The 17,958-nt window shown below is 59.5% G+C and carries 17 protein-coding genes; 8 read left to right on the forward strand and 9 right to left on the reverse strand.

What is annotated here, in order from left to right:
- Window positions 1–8: 8 nt before the first annotated feature.
- From ACE3OA_RS15505 to ACE3OA_RS15520, 4 genes are all read right to left on the reverse strand, one after another.
- Window positions 9–479 (reverse strand): PAS domain-containing protein, encoded by a 471-nt coding sequence (locus tag ACE3OA_RS15505; protein WP_374312284.1) that lies wholly within the window; start codon window positions 477–479, stop codon window positions 9–11.
- Window positions 466–939, reverse strand: coding sequence for a PAS domain-containing protein (locus ACE3OA_RS15510; RefSeq protein WP_374312286.1), 474 nt, complete (start codon window positions 937–939; stop codon window positions 466–468). The genes ACE3OA_RS15505 and ACE3OA_RS15510 overlap by 14 nt, the downstream gene beginning before the upstream one ends.
- 107 nt (window positions 940–1,046) lie before the next feature.
- Complete coding sequence (locus ACE3OA_RS15515; protein ID WP_374312288.1) at window positions 1,047–2,003, reverse strand: aldo/keto reductase; 957 nt, start codon at window positions 2,001–2,003, stop codon at window positions 1,047–1,049.
- A 35-nt stretch (window positions 2,004–2,038) separates the two neighbouring features.
- Window positions 2,039–3,040, reverse strand: coding sequence for an FkbM family methyltransferase (locus tag ACE3OA_RS15520; protein ID WP_374312290.1), 1,002 nt, complete (start codon window positions 3,038–3,040; stop codon window positions 2,039–2,041).
- A 143-nt stretch (window positions 3,041–3,183) separates the two neighbouring features.
- Here ACE3OA_RS15520 and hisF point away from each other — a divergent pair, with 143 nt between their 5' ends.
- From hisF to ACE3OA_RS15535, 3 genes are read left to right on the forward strand one after another with little or no spacing between them, the layout of a single operon-like run.
- A complete protein-coding gene (hisF, locus tag ACE3OA_RS15525) occupies window positions 3,184–4,080 on the forward strand; it encodes an imidazole glycerol phosphate synthase subunit HisF (RefSeq protein WP_374312292.1) in 897 nt (298 codons plus the stop codon).
- Window positions 4,073–4,747 (forward strand): imidazole glycerol phosphate synthase subunit HisH, encoded by a 675-nt coding sequence (gene hisH / locus ACE3OA_RS15530; protein WP_374312293.1) that lies wholly within the window; start codon window positions 4,073–4,075, stop codon window positions 4,745–4,747. Before hisF ends, hisH begins: the two co-directional genes overlap by 8 nt.
- On the forward strand, window positions 4,744–5,985 hold the full coding sequence (locus ACE3OA_RS15535) for an N-acetyl sugar amidotransferase (protein ID WP_374312295.1): 1,242 nt from the start codon (window positions 4,744–4,746) through the stop codon (window positions 5,983–5,985). The genes hisH and ACE3OA_RS15535 overlap by 4 nt, the downstream gene beginning before the upstream one ends.
- Before the next feature lie 7 nt (window positions 5,986–5,992).
- Here ACE3OA_RS15535 and ACE3OA_RS15540 read toward each other — a convergent pair whose 3' ends face one another.
- The 4 genes from ACE3OA_RS15540 to neuB form a co-directional block, all read right to left on the reverse strand.
- A complete protein-coding gene (locus ACE3OA_RS15540; RefSeq protein WP_374312297.1) occupies window positions 5,993–7,330 on the reverse strand; it encodes a hypothetical protein in 1,338 nt (445 codons plus the stop codon).
- Window positions 7,331–7,395: 65 nt separating this feature from the next.
- Complete coding sequence (locus ACE3OA_RS15545; protein ID WP_374312299.1) at window positions 7,396–8,442, reverse strand: nucleotidyltransferase family protein; 1,047 nt, start codon at window positions 8,440–8,442, stop codon at window positions 7,396–7,398.
- Between the two features lie 18 nt (window positions 8,443–8,460).
- A complete protein-coding gene (locus tag ACE3OA_RS15550) occupies window positions 8,461–9,141 on the reverse strand; it encodes a formyltransferase family protein (protein ID WP_374312301.1) in 681 nt (226 codons plus the stop codon).
- On the reverse strand, window positions 9,134–10,234 hold the full coding sequence (gene neuB, locus ACE3OA_RS15555; protein ID WP_374312303.1) for an N-acetylneuraminate synthase: 1,101 nt from the start codon (window positions 10,232–10,234) through the stop codon (window positions 9,134–9,136). Before neuB ends, ACE3OA_RS15550 begins: the two co-directional genes overlap by 8 nt.
- Before the next feature lie 112 nt (window positions 10,235–10,346).
- On the opposite strand from neuB, the gene ACE3OA_RS15560 reads away from it, so the two are divergent.
- Genes ACE3OA_RS15560 through neuC form a run of 3 tightly spaced genes read left to right on the forward strand, consistent with a single transcriptional unit; the run spans window position 10,347 to window position 13,730 of the window.
- Window positions 10,347–11,351 (forward strand): NAD-dependent 4,6-dehydratase LegB, encoded by a 1,005-nt coding sequence (locus tag ACE3OA_RS15560; protein WP_374312305.1) that lies wholly within the window; start codon window positions 10,347–10,349, stop codon window positions 11,349–11,351.
- A complete protein-coding gene (locus tag ACE3OA_RS15565) occupies window positions 11,326–12,543 on the forward strand; it encodes a LegC family aminotransferase (RefSeq protein WP_374312307.1) in 1,218 nt (405 codons plus the stop codon). The genes ACE3OA_RS15560 and ACE3OA_RS15565 overlap by 26 nt, the downstream gene beginning before the upstream one ends.
- Entirely contained in the window at window positions 12,543–13,730 is a 1,188-nt protein-coding gene (neuC, locus tag ACE3OA_RS15570) for a UDP-N-acetylglucosamine 2-epimerase (RefSeq protein WP_374312309.1), read from the forward strand. The genes ACE3OA_RS15565 and neuC overlap by 1 nt, the downstream gene beginning before the upstream one ends.
- Here neuC and ACE3OA_RS15575 read toward each other — a convergent pair.
- On the reverse strand, window positions 13,692–14,435 hold the full coding sequence (locus ACE3OA_RS15575) for a cytidylyltransferase domain-containing protein (RefSeq protein ID WP_374312311.1): 744 nt from the start codon (window positions 14,433–14,435) through the stop codon (window positions 13,692–13,694). The two genes, neuC and ACE3OA_RS15575, sit on opposite strands and share 39 nt — an antisense overlap.
- Window positions 14,436–14,785: 350 nt before the next feature.
- On the opposite strand from ACE3OA_RS15575, the gene ACE3OA_RS15580 reads away from it, so the two are divergent.
- Together ACE3OA_RS15580 and ACE3OA_RS15585 are read left to right on the forward strand one after the other, a co-directional pair.
- Entirely contained in the window at window positions 14,786–16,705 is a 1,920-nt protein-coding gene (locus ACE3OA_RS15580) for a hypothetical protein (protein ID WP_374312313.1), read from the forward strand.
- Window positions 16,706–16,822: 117 nt separating this feature from the next.
- On the forward strand, window positions 16,823–17,797 hold the full coding sequence (locus tag ACE3OA_RS15585) for a hypothetical protein (RefSeq protein WP_374312315.1): 975 nt from the start codon (window positions 16,823–16,825) through the stop codon (window positions 17,795–17,797).
- Window positions 17,798–17,958: the final 161 nt, after the last annotated feature.

Consider the following 17,958-nt stretch of genomic DNA (forward strand, 5'->3'; position numbering starts at 1 on the left):
GCAATCGTTCAGGGCACCACGTCGTAAAGATCGCGGTTGATGGAGAAAACCAGGATCTTGTTGACCTGTTCGCCATCATCCGACAACGGCAGGAACAGGTTTTCTTCGCCGACATAGCGGTCGACGACCTGGTAATCGTCCCGCTCATGATAGGGCGCGCGGGTCGTGCAGACGGTCTGGTATTTCCGCAGGACCGATTCGGCCGACCGGCCGAAGAAGGCCTCGACGACGCTCTTGCCGGTCGGGTCGCCACCCCGCAGCGCAACCTCCATCGTGCCGATCAGGCGATAGACGAAGCGCCGTTCGTCGGCCACCACATCGACCAGGGTGACATAGGGAAGGAAGGGAAGGATGTCGGCCGGATCGATATCGCCCCGCGCCGGCATCAGCCGCCCGGCACATTTGCCGCGCCAGTAATCGAACATGGCGCGGATATCCCGGTGGCTCATTTCCACCCAATCGGGTTCAGGCGTCGTCAAGCAGTGCTTCCAAGTCGTAGAGGTCGCGATAGACCGAAAAATTCACGATCATGTTGACCGTTTCGCCGTCATTGGACAAGGGCAGGAACAGGTCTTCCTCGCTGACGAAGCGGTCCCCCGTCTGGAACGGATCGACGACATACAAGGGCGCCCGCGTCGCGCAGACGGTATCGTAATTCTTCAGTGCCTCTTCGGCCGAATTCGCGAAAAAAGCCTCGAGCACGGATTTGCCGGTGGGATCAAAGCCGCGGATTTCCACTTCCTTGGTCCCGGCCAGGCGGTAGACATAGCGGCGTTCATCGTCGACCACGTCGACCAATGTCACGCGCGGCAGCAGGTGCGGAAGGTCGAGGGGGTCGATATCGGCCCGCGACGGCATCCGGCGGCCGGCACATTTCTGCTCCCAATATTCCAGAACCTGACGAATGTCCGGGTGACAGGTTTCTCGCCAATCCGCCATGACGCATCCTAAACCAAGTGATTTCTCCAGCATCTCGGCATCCAGAGCCGCGGTCAATGCGCCTTTGGTCATATGAATTGGCCCGTCACGCAACTTTCACGGCGCCCTCATATTGCCGGGGCACTTGCCGCGCTGAGGCGAGCGACGGCCTCGGCGCCAAGCTGCAGCGACGCGGCCGCGGACAGTTCCGCCAGTTGGGCGGACGAGGTGGCGCTGGCGATGGGGGCCGTCACCACCGGCTGAGCGAGCAGCCATGCGATCGCCACGCGTGCCGGCGTCGCCTTGTATTGCGCCGCGACCTCGTCGAGCGCTGCCAGGATGCGTTGGCCGCGGGCGTCGAGATATTTCTCGGCATCGCTGCCGCGCGCAGACTTGGCGAGATCCGCCTTGGTCCGGTACTTGCCGGTGAGGAACCCGCCCGCCAGCGAGAAATAGGTGATGACGCCGATCTTCTGCTGCCGGCAGATGCCGGCGAGTTCCGCCTCGAAACCGGCGCGCTCGCACAGGTTATATTCCGGCTGCAGGCATTCATAGCGCGGCAAGCCGTCGCGCTCATGGGCTTTGAGCGCTGCATTGAGCCGCGCCGGGCTGAAATTGGAGGCGCCGATCACCCGCACCTTGCCCGCCTTGATGAGGTCGGCATAAGCCGAGAGCGTCTCCTCGACCGGCGTTTCCAGATCATCCCAATGCGATTGGTAGAGATCGATATAGTCGGTCTGCAGGCGCTGAAGGGAACGTTCCACGGCGCGGTGGATATAGGCCTTGGACAGGCCCTTCTCGCCACCGCCCATGTCGGAGCCGACCTTCGTCGCGATCACGACCTTGTCGCGATTGCCGCGGCTCTTCAGCCAGCGCCCGATGATGGTCTCCGACTCCCCGCCCTTGTTACCCTCATGCCATTTCGAATAGGCATCGGCGGTGTCGATGAAGTTGAAACCGGCATCGACAAAGCCGTCGAGCAGGAAGTGCGACGTCGCCTCGTCAATCGTCCAGCCGAACACATTGCCGCCAAAGCAGAGCCTTGAAACCTGCAAACCGGACCGACCTAATTCGACAAATGCCATTGTATTGCCTCGCCTGACCTTCTTGTTTCAACCGGTCAATAGTCCCAGCTTCGATCCATCCAATAGTCGATTTTTCGCGCGCGACCGATCCCCAGACGCTTGCCCCATTTTCTGAAGAACTTGCCGACCTTGTCCGCCCGTTGGCGGAAAACGGGCCGAGGCGCCACGCTGCGGACAAAATCGATCAGCGACGCTGCGTCGGTTTGATCGATGATCTCCCGCCCCAGCATCTCCTCAACGAACCACAGAGCTTCGTCAAGGCAACGATAGGCAACCAGGATCGCAAAATACTTGGCACAGACGGTAACATCTGCCTGGGCAAGGATCGTTTCCGGCCGGCGCATGTAAAGTGCATCTCCGGCCACCATCCGGCAGGAGATATCTCGGCGGTTGAGGTGAATATTGAGGTACTTCTTGAGATAGTGGTTCGCCTCGCCACCCTTAACGCGGTAGTAGCGGTTGGGCAGCAGATCAAAAAGCAGGAAACCCTTTGATTTCACGAAAGCGTCAACGTCCGCAAACAGTGGCTGGCCAATATAGTAATCGATGAATTCGACCTCGACCTGCAAGGCAAGAAGGTCGCCCCAATGCTCGTCACGCATGGATCGCAGGACATCGAGTTCCGCCCCCTGAATGTCGAGCTTGATAAGATTTGGTAGCGGTCTCTTGTAGCTATCGATGAAATCGCTGAGAGCCATGACATCAATGTCGAGCACACGATCCAGATCGCACATGTCGCCCGGGGCGAATTGCTGCATCACCGCGGGATTGGGCGGGTAGAGCGAACTGCCCGAGGGCTTCTTCAGCACGTAGAGCTTTGTCTTGCCGGTCCTGGCGCCAAGGCCGACTGGATACCAATGCTCGCCAGGACGGCCGGCGGCACGCTCCCGTTCGCAGGCAACGGCATCGGGTTCGAAGGCGTCCATTTCCATCAGATGCTTGAATGGCTTCCAAGTGTTTTGAACACCCCCTCGCGCGCCCACGTCGATACATTTGAGACGTTCGGATGTGAGAATGCGGTTGAGAAATTCGGACATAGGGCCTCATTTTGTTTCGGGTCATTCCGGATCCCGAGAATCGACAGGTTACCTAACTAAATCAAATATTTGCTTCACAGGGAAGGCTTTGCTTTGCTATTGACAGGGTTGGGGGGCCGGTTTATTCGGTTGCCAACCCTGTCATGCATTTTATCAGGTTTTTCATGCCATTCCGCGTTATCGCTCGCCTTGATATCAAGGGGCCAAATCTCGTGAAGGGCATCCATCTCGAGGGACTTCGCGTTCTCGGCCGCCCAGAGACCTTTGCCAAGCGGTACTACGAAGATGGCGCCGACGAACTGTTTTACATGGATACCGTCGCCAGCCTTCTGGGACGCAATAGCTTGCTCGATATCGTCGAACGGACCGCGCGCGATGTTTTTGTACCGCTTTGTGTGGGCGGCGGCATTCGCAAGCAGGAGGATATCCGCAAGGTTTTGCGCGCCGGTGCAGACAAAGTTGCCATCAATACGGCAGCTATTGCCCGGCCGGACTTCATTCGAGAGGCGGCTGAGGAGTTTGGCTCCTCCACGATCGTGGTCGCCATCGAAGCAATCCGACAAGGTGACGGATCCTATCTCTGCTTCACCAATTGCGGACGCGAGCATACCGGCGTCGATGCATTTTCCTGGGCAAAGCAGGCAGCAGCCCTCGGTGCTGGTGAGATCGTGATTACGTCGGTCGATCGCGAAGGAACGGGTCGTGGCTTCGATTTGGAACTGACGCGCCGGGTGGCCGAGGCCGTTCCCATCCCGGTGATTGCTCACGGCGGCGCCGGTTCAGTGCAGCATGTCGTAGACGTTGTCAAAGCTGGAAAATGCGATGCCGTGGCAATTGCATCGATGCTGCACTATTGCGCGGTGAAATCCATCGACGTGGACCTCACCGCCTTTCCTGACGAAGGCAATGTCGAATTTCTGCGCCACCGGCGCATGGAAGGCTTCAAGCTGGTCGATGATATGAGCATCACGGATCTCAAGGGTGGATTGGCGCGCGCGGGCATCAAAGCACGGCTTCAGGAGATGCGCACGCATGGCTGACACTACACCGCGCGTTGCCATCGTCGATTTCGATTTGGGCAATCTATTTAGCGTCAAGCAGGCTTGTCGCGTCACAGGCATCGACGCATTCGTCGCGCAGACGGCCAAGGAAGTCAGTGCAGCGGATGCCATCATTTTGCCGGGCGTCGGCGGCTTCCCCCGCGCCATGTCCGTTCTCAAGCAGCGCGACCTCGTGTCTGCGGTAAAAGACGTCGCGCACAGTGGTCGACTGGTTGTCGGCATCTGCCTCGGCATGCAATTGCTGATGGAGAGTTCGACGGAGTTCGACCACACCGATGGCTTGGGCCTGATCGCCGGCAGTGCGGATCGATTGCCAGAGCTCGATGGCGGCAACGGGCGCTTGATCCCCATTCCGAATGTGGGTTGGAGCGGTGTCGTGCCGGCTGCGGCCGGAGCTTGGGAGGCAACACCCTTACAATCGACCAAGCCAGGAACCCGCTTCTACTTCGTTCACTCTTACTTCGTCAAACCGCGTCAGGATGAGGACATCTTGGCCAAATCACAGTTTGGACCATTGAATTTCTGTGCAGCGGTGCGTCGGCGAAATGTCATCGGCTTTCAGTTTCATCCGGAACGCAGTGGCGAAGTCGGCTTGCAGCTTTATCGCTCCTTGTCCGCCCTGATTAAAGCTGCAAGGGGCAAATGATGAGCCAGGTCGGTAACAACCATGAAGCATATTTCGGCCTGCCTAAAGAAGTCGTCTTCTGCAAACGCTGCCTCATGTCCAATCAGCGACCATCATCCTACCCGGAATTCAAACATACCAGAGCGCGTATCACACCCACGCTCAAGATAGATGCAGATGGCGTATGCGATGCGTGTCGCTGGAATGAATGGAAGAGATCTCAGCAGGTCGATTGGACAGCGCGCGAAGAGCAACTGCTCAAACTCCTCGACAAGCATCGGCGCACCGATGGTGGTTACGATTGCATCGTGCCGGGTTCCGGCGGCAAAGACAGCGTCTACGCGGCTCATGTCCTGCGTTACAAATACGGCATGAACCCGCTGACCGTAACGTGGCCACCGATCCTCTACACTGATATCGGTTTGCGTAATTTCCGCAATTGGCTGGAAATCGGCGGCTTTGACAATGTCACGTTCAAGCCGAACGGTCGTGTCCATCGTCTGCTGACTCGGCTTTCCATCGAGAATCTGCTGCATCCCTTCCAAAGCTTCATTATCGGCCAAAAGAACATTGCACCGAAGCTGGCTGCCCGCTTTGACGTGCCACTCGTCTTTTATGGTGAGAATGAAGCCGAATATGGAAACCCGATTGGCGACAACCTCAGCTCTCTGCGCGACAAGTCCTATTACACCTATCAGCATCTCGACGAGATGTATCTGGGTGGTGTTTCCGTGAAGGAACTGCTCACGCGCAATGATGTCACGCTAGCCGACCTCAAGACCTACTTGCCTATTTCCGCGGACGAGCTCACCAACAAGCAGATTGAGGTCCACTACCTCGGGTACTACCTGCCCTGGACCCCACAGGAGACTTACTATCACGCCGTGGAGCATTGCGGGTTCCACGCCAATCCGTTCCGGACTGAGGGCACGTACAGCAAATACAACAGTCTGGACGACAAGATCGACGGCCTTCATTACTGGACAACCTATATCAAATTTGGCCTCGGTCGCGCGACCTACGATGCTTCGCAGGAGATCCGCAACAGGCACCTTACGCGCGAGGAAGGCATTGCCCTGGTGCAGAGGTTCGACGGCGAGTTTCCGAGCCGGAATTTCCAGGAGATCATGGATCATATCGACATGAAGCCGGAGCATTTCCACGATCTGTGCGACCAGTTCAGGTCGCCCCATTTGTGGAAGCGCGAGAATGGGAAATGGCAGCTGCGCTTTACGCCGTGGCAGCAGGGCGCCAGCTGAAAGTCAGCTATTTCTTTTGGCTGATATAGTGCCGGATAAAGCGCTCGACGAGCACGGACGAACTTTCATTTTCGTCGGAATGCAAATGCTCGGCAAAGCAGGCCCGACGATCCATGGCCGTTCCTGATGACGGCAGTTCGGCACGCACAGCCTTTTCCAATAGATCGCTGAAGTCCTGCGCCGATCGCGGGAAATAAATGCATTTCTGATGGGCCGGAACGGAGTAGTGATATAGGCAGGTATTGCTATTTGCGAGCGCATCGCGCCAGGCCGGCACGATGACGGCCGTATCAGCCAACAGAGCTTCGGCAACCGCCAGTGAATTGCAGCCGATGACGGCGCGTGATCGCGGCAGCAAATCAAAGAGGGGCCAATCCGCAACGAACTCCACGCGCGATTGCTTCAGCTGTGGGCACAGCGCCAGCGCATCGGCAGCCTCATTGTCCTTCTTCAGCTTCAGCACGAATCGAAGATCCGGCCGTTTATTCGCCATTTCTGCAAAAATTGACGCCGCTTCGCGGAAATTTTCAGTCGCCTCATAAATGGGGTAGGCATATGAAAGCAGCGTCACGCAATCGCGTTCATGTAGCGGTATGTACTTGATCTCGCGCCATCTATCGAAACGCGGAGCGCCGGTGACCCAAACCGAATTCTCGGGATAGGCTCCCATCATCTTCATCACGTCACGGGTCGTATTCGAATAGACCGCAACGGCGGTTCCTGTGTAGCGAAACCTCGCTTTCTTATAGTGATTGAGGACGTTCGCTTGGTCCTGCTTGATAGTATAGTTCTCCCGGCACAGAACGAGAAATGGTAGGCCGAGACGACTCGCGCCGCGACGTAGTGCTTCGTCTTGCCAGTAGTCCGTGTTGGCGGCGAGAATGGCGTCGATCGGATGCGTTTTGCCTGCAGCTCTTAGGAGAGCTTCGCCAAATCGCTCCAGATAGGGAAGATATGCCGCGAGCTCTTCGTCGACAAACCGTGTGAAGTAACTCTGCATCCGCCACTCAGGAGGTATCCAAAGCTCTTGTGCGGTCTTGACGATGGTGGTCGGCAATGTGACGAAGTTAATGTCACAGTGCAAACGCATCTCGCCAATGTCTTTGATGAAGGTGGCCCGCTGCAGGCAAAGGACAGTCGGCCGACCGGGTTGCCAATTGGTCCAGTCGATGCTTCTCGCAATCTTAGCCGCAACCGAATCCAGCCGACCAATGAAGGCATCGGCCGCAAGGAGTGATAGATATGCGGCATTCCGCACCGATTGCCGCAAGCCGGCGACTGGAACGTGCCGGTCGCTGTAAATGTCCATCGGCGCTGGCAACTTATATGGAAACGGTGGCGACATTCTTATCCAATTGATCTCTATCTGAACGAACCAAATCCTAACCCAGCGACCACATAGCTCAGAGATCAGCCCATGTGGTAAACATCGCTTCGCGCGCGCTCCAAATCTTCGATCCGACCTACATCGATCCAGTACTCCGTCACCGGATAAGCTGAGACACGGCGCTTCGCGCCGATCAGCTTGCGCACTAAATCCGGCATGTCAATGTGACGGGCCGGCTGCAATTCCGACAACAAATTCGGGGACAAGACATAGATGCCCCCGGAAATGAAGCAGTCGTGGTTCGGCTTTTCTACAATATCGATGACTTGGTTATCGCGGATCTCGGCGACCCCGTAAGGTATCTGATGGCTATAATGCCGCACGCCGAGGGTAAGGTCGGCTCCATGCTGTTCATGAAAGTTGACCAGGCTGTCGAAGCTCACAGTGGTCAGAAGGTCGCCATTCATGACGACGAACGGCTTGGTCGGCCTCTGCGGCAGCAGGCCGATCGCACCGGCCGTACCGAGTGGTTCCCGTTCCTCCAAGTAGCGAATTTCGCAATTCAGCTTACCACCGTCGCCGAAGTGGCCTTTAACCATGTCGGCACGATAGTTCACCGAGACAAAGAACTTACGAAAGCCCTGCAGGATAAAACGATCAATGATGATCTCAAGCAGCGGGCGGTCGCCAACCTCAAGGAGTGGCTTGGGGACATCATCAGTCAGAGGTCGCAACCTTTGCCCTAGACCACCGGCCATCAACACGACCCAATTGTCACGCTCTATGCCCTCGTAGAGCTCTGTGTCGGATTCAAGACCGACAACGCGACCTTTCGGATCGACGATGGGGAGGTGACGCAGGTCGTTGCGACGCAGATGTTCAATCAACTCGATCCGGGACATCCCCTCAACCGCTGTATGCGGTTGCGAATTCATGACGGCTTCAACCGGCGCCGAGAGGGTGAGATCGCGCAGCAGGCCGCGCCGGATATCGCCATCCGTAACGGTACCAACCAATTGGTCGCCCGGCTGAACGACCAGGACGATCTGCATCGACGTTTGGTCGAGCACGGCCATCGCGTCACGCAGAGAGCTGCCGATAGGCAATAGGACCCGCCGCCAGTTCTTCATATTCCGTTCTCGACCAAATTACTCAACAATTGCTCGGGGTGGCGTTGGTGATTGGAAGCGCTCGCCGCCGATATCGACGAAGGCTCCCGAGAAGCCAGGATAGGCCATGGCCCTCACGCGCCGACCAACCTCTTCATCCGTCATTTCCGGCGTCACGCGCGCCAGATCATTCAGGTCTCGTTTCGTAAAGGCTTTCCTCGTCCACCCCGCGGCGGCCTTCGGTAAATCCGCGCCGGCGCGCAGGGTATGCATGATTTCGTGGAATTGCGCCAGCATCACCACCATGGTCCGGAGCTTGAGTTGCTCGATCGTTTCCCTTCCAGTCAGGGGAAACAGGTCTTCCCGAATGATGCTGCCGGTATCGACGCTGCGCGCCATGTGATGACAAACGCTGCCGAATTCCTTGGCGCCTTCGAAAATAGCGAAGTTGTAACAACCACTTCCAGGATAGTGCCGGCTACCGGGATGAAAATTGATCGCAACTCCCGCCTGATCGAGCAGGCGCTGCGGGACGATCCAGGGCGACAGGAAAGAAACGAGGATGCTGCCCTTGGCCAGGCCGCCATCGGCGACCGGCAGGGCGTCACCCGCGCCACCGGCATGCCAAGTCAGCGCCTCCGCAAAGAAACTGCGTGCGATATCGGCGGCATGCTGGCACCAGATCGTTTTCTTGCTGAGAAGAACGATATCCCTAGCCATCCAGCGCCTCCAGGACGAGGTCGTCCGGGCGATAGGCGCGCGTGGCCGGACGGCCGAGGAGGTTCCAAAACAGCATCGGGGCCATGCCCCCGCCGGCCCGCTTGGTGACGAGGTTGTGTTCCGAGAACACCGTCCCGACCGCAATGTCCGCAGCCGCGACGATCGCCTTGCGCGCAACCTGCCGGGTCGACATTTCGGCCTTCGTTGGCGCCTTTTTGCCGTCCCCCAGCGCCGGTTCGACGGCGCGGATCCCGGCGACCATGGCGGCGAATTCTGCCGGCTCAAGCGAGGCCTTGTGATCCGGCCCGGGCAGATTGCGATCCAATGTCATATGCTTCTCGATGACCCGGGCGCCACGCGCGGCAGCCGCGATCGAGATAGGAATACCTTCTGTATGGTCGGAATAACCGATCGGCAGGCCGAAATGCTGCACCAGGGTATCCATCGCCCGAAGATTGACGTCTTCCAGGCGAGCCGGGTAATCGCTCGTGCAATGCAGCAACACGACCTTGCGCGCCAGGATATCCCTGCCCGCCGCGCTCCCGAGCGCGGCGCGGAAGACGCCCGGGCCCGGGCTGCCGCCGCCCAGATAGCCAAAGGCGATCACGCCCAGGGCGTCTTCGATCTCCTCCAGTGTCGCCATGCCGGTCGAAAGGATGAGGTCGACGCCCGTCTGCGCCATCTGCAACAGCAGTGGCGCATTGGTCAGGTCGCCGGAGGAGACTTTTAAGACTTTCATCCCCATTTCACTGGTCAGCAACCTGACAGATGCCGAATCAAACGGGGTGGAAAGAAACTGGATCCGGCGCGCATCCGCTCGCTCCTTCAGCGCGCGGTGGGCCGGCAGGTCCAGCTCCAACGCCTTCAGCATCTCGTATTGCGAGCGATATTCGGGGGCGTTCCGGTCCTGATAAGCTGCTTTCGGCGCCGCGGCGGTGACTAGGTTTTCGGCCTTAAACGTCTGAAACTTGACGACATCTGCGCCTGCCTCGGCAGCAGCGTCAACAAGGTCCAGCGCCCGCGCCAGCGAGCCATTATGATTTACGCCGGCCTCGCAGATGATCTGCACGCGGCTCGATTTGTCAGTCAGCACAGCCTGTTCTGCTCCCCCATCAGGTCGGTCGATGCCGCTTGTACTGGATTTCTTGCCACGGTTATACTCCGCCGCCATTACTGCCACTAGCCATTGAATATCAAGAGGAATTATGGGCAAGGCCCGCGTTCTCATCACCGGCGCCGACGGCTTTATCGGGTCACATCTGACCGAAGCCATGGTCCGGCAGGGTTATACCGTCAGAGCCCTCGCCCTCTACAATTCATTCGGCACCCGCGGGCACCTGGATTCGCTGCCGCAGGACGTGCTCTCGGAAGTTGAAATCCTGTCCGGCGACATCCGCGACCCCGGCTCCGCCCGCGCCGCCGTCAAAGGCTGCGACATCATCCAGCATCTCGCAGCCCTCATCGCCATCCCCTACTCCTATGTCGCACCCGATTCCTATGTCGACACGAACATCCGCGGCAGCTTGAACCTGCTGATGGCAGCCCGCGAACTGGGTGTCAGCCGCTTCGTTCAGACGTCGACCAGCGAAGTCTACGGTACCGCCCAATATGTGCCGATCGACGAGGCTCATCCGCTCAATGCCCAATCGCCCTACGCGGCGACCAAGATTGGCGCTGACCAGCTCGCGATCTCCTTCCAGCGCAGTTTCGACATGCCGGTCGCGGTCATCCGGCCCTTCAACACCTTCGGACCACGGCAATCGACACGCGCTGTCCTGCCGACAATCATCACGCAGATCGCTGCCGGGCAGAATGCGATCCGGCTCGGCAATCTCAGCGCCACGCGCGACTTCTGCTATGTGCGCGACACCGTCGACGGCTTCATCGCGGTGGCGGAGTCCGACGCTGCGATCGGCGAAGTCACCAATATCGGCTCCGGCTTCGAGATATCGATCGGCGATGCCGCCAATCTCATTGCCCAGTTGATGGGCCGCACGATCGCGATCGATGTCGATGACCGACGGTTGCGCCCAACCGGCAGCGAAGTCGAACGTTTGTGGGCGGCGACCGACAAGGCACAGCGCATTACGTCCTGGCGGCCGGCATATGCGGGGCGCGATGGATTTGCCCGCGGCATGCAGGAGACGATCGCCTGGTTCAGCAACTCGAAAAATCTTGAGCGATATGACCCGACCCGCTACCAGCTTTGAAGGCCCGGCCCCGCGGGCGCCGTTTGCCGACGCGTTCGTTGCCGCCCTCCGGGCCGCGCTGCCGGGCGTTGCCGGGCCGGTCGGCCTGCATGACCCGCATTTCAGCGGCAATGAGTGGGCCTATGTCAAAGACTGCCTGGATACCGGCTGGGTTTCCTACAATGGCAGTTATGTCTCCCGCTTCGAAAGCATGCTGGTCGACCTGACCGGAGCCGGTTCTTGCGCCGCGGTTTCCAGCGGAACGGTCGCCATCGAGATGGCCCTGCGCGTCATCGGCGTTGCGGCGGGTGACGAAGTTCTCTCGCCGAGCCTGACATTTGTCGCCACCAACAATGCCATCGCGCATCTCGGCGCAATGCCGCATTTCATCGACAGCGAGTCCAAATCTCTTGGCGTCGACGTCGCCAAGCTTGCCGGCTATCTCGACGATATCGCCGAAATGACGGATGCCGGGGCGCGCAACCGCTTGACCGGGCGGCGGCTGGCGGCATTGCTGCCGATGCACTGCTTCGGCCATCCGGTCGACATGGATCCGCTGCTGGAATTGGCAGACCGCTGGAAGATACCGGTCGTCGAGGATGCTGCGGAGGCTATCGGCAGCACCTATAAGGGGCGGCCCTGCGGCTCGCTGGCGCCCATCGCCTGCCTCAGCTTCAACGGCAACAAGATCATTACAACCGGCGGCGGCGGTGCGATCCTGACCCGCGATCCGGAGCTCGGCAAGCGCCTGCGCCATTTGACCTCGACGGCCAAGACCCCCCATGCCTTCGAATTCATCCACGACGAGATCGGCTGGAACTACCGCCTGCCGAACATCAACGCCGCATTGGGATGCGCGATGCTGGAACAACTCCCGGCGCGTCTGGCTGCCAAGCGCGCCCTGCAGCTGCGCTACGAAGCGGCCTTTGCGGGCATGAACCATGTATCGATCTTGCGTGAGCCGAGTTACGCCAAGAGCAATTATTGGCTCGCTGCCGCCATCCTGGAAGATGGGGATGTCGCCGAGCGTGACGCCTTGCTGAAAGCCGTGCAGGAAGCCGGATTCATGTGCCGCGCCGCCTGGCGCCTCAATCATACCTTGCCGATGTATCAGGATTGTCCGCGGATGCCGCTGGAAACGGCTGAGGCTATCCAGCCCCGGTTGGTCAATCTGCCGAGTGCGCCTCAACTCCTGCGCACAGAACCTGCCTGATGGCGGCTCAGCGTTCCATTCTCGTCATCTCCGGCAGCCGCGCCGATTACAGCCTGCTCTATTGGCCCATGCGGCTTCTTCAGGCCGAGCCGTCCTTCCGGCTGTCGGTCGCCGTGACTGGCATGCATCTGGCCCAGTCATTCGGCCACACGGTAGATCAGTTTGCGCTGGACGGTTTTCCGGTGGCCGTGCGCGTGCCGGTGCTCGGTCCCGATGACAATGCCGCGGAAATGGCGCGCGCCATCGGTCGCGGCGTCCTGGGTTTTGTCGATGCCCTGTCCGGCATACGGCCCGAGATGGTTCTGTTGCTGGGTGACCGCTTCGAAATTTTCGCGGCTGCCCAAGCCGCCTTCGTCCAACGCATCCCCATCGCCCATCTTTGTGGCGGCGACGTCACCAATGGGGCATTGGATGAAGGCTTCCGGCACGCGATCACCAAGATGGCGAGCCTGCATTTCGTCACCAACGCGGATTCGGCACGGCGCGTTCGCCAGCTCGGGGAGATGCCGGAGCGCATCTTTCAGGTTGGCTCGCCCGGCGTGGATTTCATCAAGCGCACCGAGTTGATCGGAAGAGAGGGGCTGGAGGGCATCCTCGGGCACGAACTGCCGCAGCACTTTCTCCTGGTGACGTTCCATCCGGTGACGCTGGACCCGATCCCCACGGCGCACCAGATGGAAGAGCTGCTGGCGGCCCTGGGCGACCTGGCACCGGAAATCGGCATCGTCTTCACCTTTGCCAATGCCGATGCCGACGGCACACGCATCAACGATATGATTGTCGGCTTCACGCAAAAGCGCCGGGGCGCTTACTGCCATGCGTCGCTGGGGCCGACGCGATTCCAGAGTCTCATGCGGCTGAGCGCGGCCGTGGTCGGCAATTCGTCGAGCGGGCTCTATGAAGCGCCGAGCCTGGATGTGCCCAGCGTCAATATCGGGCGCCGGCAGCATGGTCGACCGCGCGCCAGTTCGGTGATCGACTGCCCGCCGCAGCGTTCCGCCATCACCGCCGCCATCGAGCATGCGCTCGGCATGCGTCTCCAGGGAACCAAGAATCCCTATGGTGATGGCACCGCATCGGAGCAGATCGTTGCCGTGCTGCGTGGCATCGCGGATTGGCAGAGCCTCGTTTTCAAGGAATTCTGCGATCTACCCGGGTTGGGCCATGACGCGTCGGGCCATGAGTAGTTCGGCCAAGGCGAAATCCATTTCGGTGTCGATATCGACGCCGTGCTCTTCGGGAATTTCCACGGTACGCATGCGACCCGACCAGATGCCCATGTTCTCCATGATGAATTGCGGCCGCGCCACATAGCAGCCGGCCACGATCTGATAGACCTTAGGCGCCTGCTGTCGACCGGAGAGCGAGGTGTCCGGTGTCTTGACCAGGTGCGGCGTGTCGGCCGCATCGATTTCAATCAGCGTGTAATAGGGATTGGCGCGCGCCGGCACCACCGTCAGGACGAGGTCCGCGTCGCCCTGTTCAAAGCGGTCTATGCACCGGGCGATATCCTGGCTGGTGCGCAGCGGGCAGACGGTCGGAACGGAAACGAAGAGATCGATCGGCCCACGCGCTGCCTGCACTTGCTCGAGAGCATGCCGCCACGCCAGCCATTCCGGTGAATCGTCGGCCGCAAGATCTGCCGGACGCATGAACGGCACGTCCGCACCCCACGCGCGGGCGACTTCGGCGATCGCCGGATCGTCTGTGGACACGACCACCGCGCTGATCTGCGGCGTATTGCGTGCGGCCGCGATCGCATGGGCAATCAGCGGCTTGCCCTGAATGGGCCGGATGTTCTTGCCCGGGACCCCCTTCGAGCCACCGCGCGCGAATATGAAAGCCACGATGTTTTTCGACAATTTCCGCTCATTTCCGCGCCGCTGGCACACCGGCGCCCTTCATATTCCAACCGGCCGGCAATCTCCGGATGCGACCTGGCCGGTAAGCCCGCTGGGCCCCTGCCGGAAGATACCGACAGGTCGGATATGGATCAACCGCCGCGCAGTCACCTGAAAAGCGCCGAGCAGCCTGTCCTGGCGACAAGTTTCCCCCTCCTGGAGACAAGTTTCCTTTGTCTTTGACCAGGACTTTCCACTACCCTTTTTGACGTGCTGGGTGGGCTTCTCCCGCAGAACTGAGACCCTGGTTCAGGCGCATTGGCCGAATACTTGATCCGGGTGCCGAATTGTGCAGAGTGCAAACCACTCCAACAATGCCTCGTTACAGGACGGAAGCGACCATGATCCCGGTTAACCTTGGCAAGCTTGCTCGCAACCTGAAGACCACCTTGTTTCCGCGCGCGCGGAAGGCCCGCAAGAAAGACCGGAACAAGAAGCATCATTCGGCTATGACCAATGTGTCCCAGTCGCTTGACGACGTCCTGCAGCGGGTTGCTGCGGACCAGCAGCACCGGGTGCTCGTCATCGGGGACAAAGCATTCTTTGCCATGGTGCGAGAGCGGGCGCCGCATTTGCTCCTCAAATGGGCGTCCTGCGATGTTGCCGACGTATTCGATGGCGCGGCCAATCCGGCCGGCATCGACTTTCTGGAACAGGATGTCGTGATCTGCGGCGGCAAGGATGTCGCTGCCGGCTACCGCCTTGCGCTGGCCCGCATGGCGGTTGCGGACAGTACGCGCCCGGTCCATTGGGTGGCGCAGGAGTGGGAATTCTGCGCGGGAACCTTCCCCATCCCCGCCGAAGCCGACGATGCCGAGGCTGTGCTCTTCAATCACTTTCAACACTTCTTCGGCATCAAGGACAACCTGCAGTTCCGCATCGAAATCTATTGCGGCGGTGTCACCAAGCATTTCTACCGCATCCTGGGTGCCAATGAGAGCCTGGTCCTGCGCCTGTCGGACTATTTCCCCGTGCGATCCGAAGCGGCGGCTTTTGCGGCTTTCGTAAGTCATCCTGTTCTGACGCGGGGACGACATTATCGCCTGCGCCTCTGCGGCGACGTCTTCTGGCATGATTCCCTGACGACGTTGCACGGGCTGCACGAATTCAACCGCTCGCCCGACCACAAGTTCGAGTTCCGCGTTTCGGTTCCTGATATGGGTGGCGGAGACGTCATTCTGACGTTGCCGAACTATGCACGCAATCTGACCGATGCGCGCGTGGAGACAACATGTGACGACCGGCATGTGCAGATGGAACGCAATCCGGACAAGCTGATCGAAGAAGTACGTTCCACAGCCGGTGACATAGCCGGCAAGCGCTATCTGGGGTGGAACTATGCCGGCTATGGCGGATCGAACTGGTACGCACTGACGCCGCAATCGGGGCCCAATGGGCACGGCATCATTGCTGGCAATCACCATGCAAGCGTCCCCGTGCCGACACTGCCGATCACGCCGATGCCGGCGGAGGAGCGGGCGGAGATTGCCAAGCTGCGGCAGTCCGGCTTCCTTCTCGAACCCTACGCCCTGCCGGTAACGCGCGACAGCGAGATGCTGCGCTTCGGTTTCAGCTGCGACAGCGCCAATCCCGCCTACCAGGATTTTGTCCTGCATATGTTTGATGCACAGGGCAACCGCATCGCGGAAGGCCATTATTGCAAATCGACAGCAGGCCCGGTCTTTACCGACGAGCTGCCAGGCGTGAAGGAAAACGAAGCCGTTGCCCTGGTCGTCCTTACACCCGACTTTGAGCGTATTGGCACCCGCCGAAAGGGCTTCAAGACCCAGTTCGACCTGGTCGCCAAGCATCGCGCCTCGGGCGATTGGGATGTGACCGAAGGTCAGACAAGTTGGCGCAATGTCGGGCTCGTCGTCCCGAATACCGTCCATTTCGCCGGCCCGATGGGTGCCGTGGTCGGCCGCACCAATCTTGTCGCAAGGGCAAGAGCCGGCAGAGGCTTCCGCACCGCGGTGGTCGCTGTCCATGCGAGTGGCCGCATGGACTACAAGTCTGAAGCCGCCCTGACTTTGACGATTTTCAACAATGGCGGGGAGCGCAGAGAAGCAGATGTAGCATTGAGCAGCTTCAGCTGGCGCTGCATCTGGCTGGATGAAATCTGGCCTGACCTCGATGCTTTCCTCGGATCGGCTGGACTTGGCCCGCTGCTTGCGACGTCCTACACAGCGGATATCAATTGCCAGATCGTAACGGTAAGTGCTGATGGAGCTCTTTCTCTACAGCATATGTGGGGTTATTGAACCAGGCCCCGATCTTGGTTAGTCTTTTTTAGCGTTCGTGGTGAGGGACAACAGACCAGCAGGTGAAGCCTTCTTCTGGAAGGAAAACAGCCACTAGGAGTACTAGGCTTAGTGTCTATGGCTAATACCAGGCAATCAGGTGAAGCTGACACCCTGCTTTTCATTCTCGGCGCCCCCAAGACGGCGTCGACTTCCCTCTGCGGACTGGTCAATTGCCACCCAGGCGTTTTTGTCATGTGCGAGGTCGACCTGAACGGCAAGAGGCTGTCCAGGTGGGGCCAGAAGTTGCTGCGCGCGCACCCTGATCTGCGGCCCTACTTCTCTCAAGATTTCGGCGAATATCTCGAAGCCTATCGGCGAGTACAGTCGCATCTGGCCCGGACCGGCTACGTCACGCACTTCTTCGGGGACAAATTCGCCAGCATCGACTGCAACTATCACGCGGACCTTGGAAAGGCGCGCATCATCTTCAGTGTGCGTTATCTTCCCGAGTGGCTGGCGAAAGACAGCGTTCGCGCGGAATATTCATTTGATCACGACATCGTCCCGCTTGCCGTTCAGTACACTAGGCATTTTCTGGAAAGCTTCCTGCTCGAGCGGGTGCTGCATGTCCGGCTGGAGGATTTCCTCGGCAGCAATGAGCAGATTGTCGCTGACATCTGGAAATTTCTGGATCTCGAAAAGCCTGCCGGCGGCGACACCTGGTGGCAATCGATTGGGAAATATCCGGCAAGCGATCCCAAGGCCGCCTTGAACTGGTGGCGCGGCCACGCGTCGTCGGCAGTGGCCCCGCGATGCAATGACACTCGCGTGGAGTTGGCGGAACAGCCGTTCTGGAACGAGATACTGCCCGTATTTGGAAAATATTATGTCGGCTGCAGGATGGGGAAACGCTTTACCGCTCCCGAAGTTCTGCGCGACATTGACCTGTTGGACCGCCTGCCCAAATCCTTCAGTCTGCCCTTCCAGGCTGCCTATCGAAATTTTTACTCGCAGTCGCTCAACCCCGAGCTCAAGAAGAGCGCGCATGCCGGGCAAAGTCGCACCGGCTGGTTGAACGCCGCACGAAATTTGTTCCGGCCGGGCGATTGACCGAACAACGGCGCGTCGATGCGATCGCGCCTGTTCCTCAGATCATCTTCTTGAGCGACGCGGCATCGAGCCACTGGCTGTTGATGTCGCTGGCGAAGCGGAAGCCCTCGGGGACCTTGCCGGCGCCGTCCTGGGTGAAGGAGCGGCGGTTCCAGAAGGTG

Source organism: Dongia sp. (assembly GCF_041906375.1).
Taxonomy (GTDB): domain Bacteria; phylum Pseudomonadota; class Alphaproteobacteria; order Dongiales; family Dongiaceae; genus Dongia.

Coding starts and splice junctions, on each gene's coding strand:
- ACE3OA_RS15580 (WP_374312313.1), top strand. CDS start 14,786: ATGATCCCGGTTAACCTTGGCAAGCTTGCTCGCAACCTGAAGACCACC.
- ACE3OA_RS15540 (WP_374312297.1), bottom strand. CDS start 7,330: ATGTCGCCACCGTTTCCATATAAGTTGCCAGCGCCGATGGACATTTAC.
- ACE3OA_RS15510 (WP_374312286.1), bottom strand. CDS start 939: ATGGCGGATTGGCGAGAAACCTGTCACCCGGACATTCGTCAGGTTCTG.
- ACE3OA_RS15515 (WP_374312288.1), bottom strand. CDS start 2,003: ATGGCATTTGTCGAATTAGGTCGGTCCGGTTTGCAGGTTTCAAGGCTC.
- ACE3OA_RS15585 (WP_374312315.1), top strand. CDS start 16,823: ATGGCTAATACCAGGCAATCAGGTGAAGCTGACACCCTGCTTTTCATT.
- ACE3OA_RS15535 (WP_374312295.1), top strand. CDS start 4,744: ATGATGAGCCAGGTCGGTAACAACCATGAAGCATATTTCGGCCTGCCT.
- hisH (WP_374312293.1), top strand. CDS start 4,073: ATGGCTGACACTACACCGCGCGTTGCCATCGTCGATTTCGATTTGGGC.
- neuC (WP_374312309.1), top strand. CDS start 12,543: ATGGCGGCTCAGCGTTCCATTCTCGTCATCTCCGGCAGCCGCGCCGAT.
- ACE3OA_RS15545 (WP_374312299.1), bottom strand. CDS start 8,442: ATGAAGAACTGGCGGCGGGTCCTATTGCCTATCGGCAGCTCTCTGCGT.
- ACE3OA_RS15560 (WP_374312305.1), top strand. CDS start 10,347: ATGGGCAAGGCCCGCGTTCTCATCACCGGCGCCGACGGCTTTATCGGG.
- hisF (WP_374312292.1), top strand. CDS start 3,184: ATGCATTTTATCAGGTTTTTCATGCCATTCCGCGTTATCGCTCGCCTT.
- ACE3OA_RS15565 (WP_374312307.1), top strand. CDS start 11,326: ATGACCCGACCCGCTACCAGCTTTGAAGGCCCGGCCCCGCGGGCGCCG.
- ACE3OA_RS15550 (WP_374312301.1), bottom strand. CDS start 9,141: ATGGCTAGGGATATCGTTCTTCTCAGCAAGAAAACGATCTGGTGCCAG.
- ACE3OA_RS15520 (WP_374312290.1), bottom strand. CDS start 3,040: ATGTCCGAATTTCTCAACCGCATTCTCACATCCGAACGTCTCAAATGT.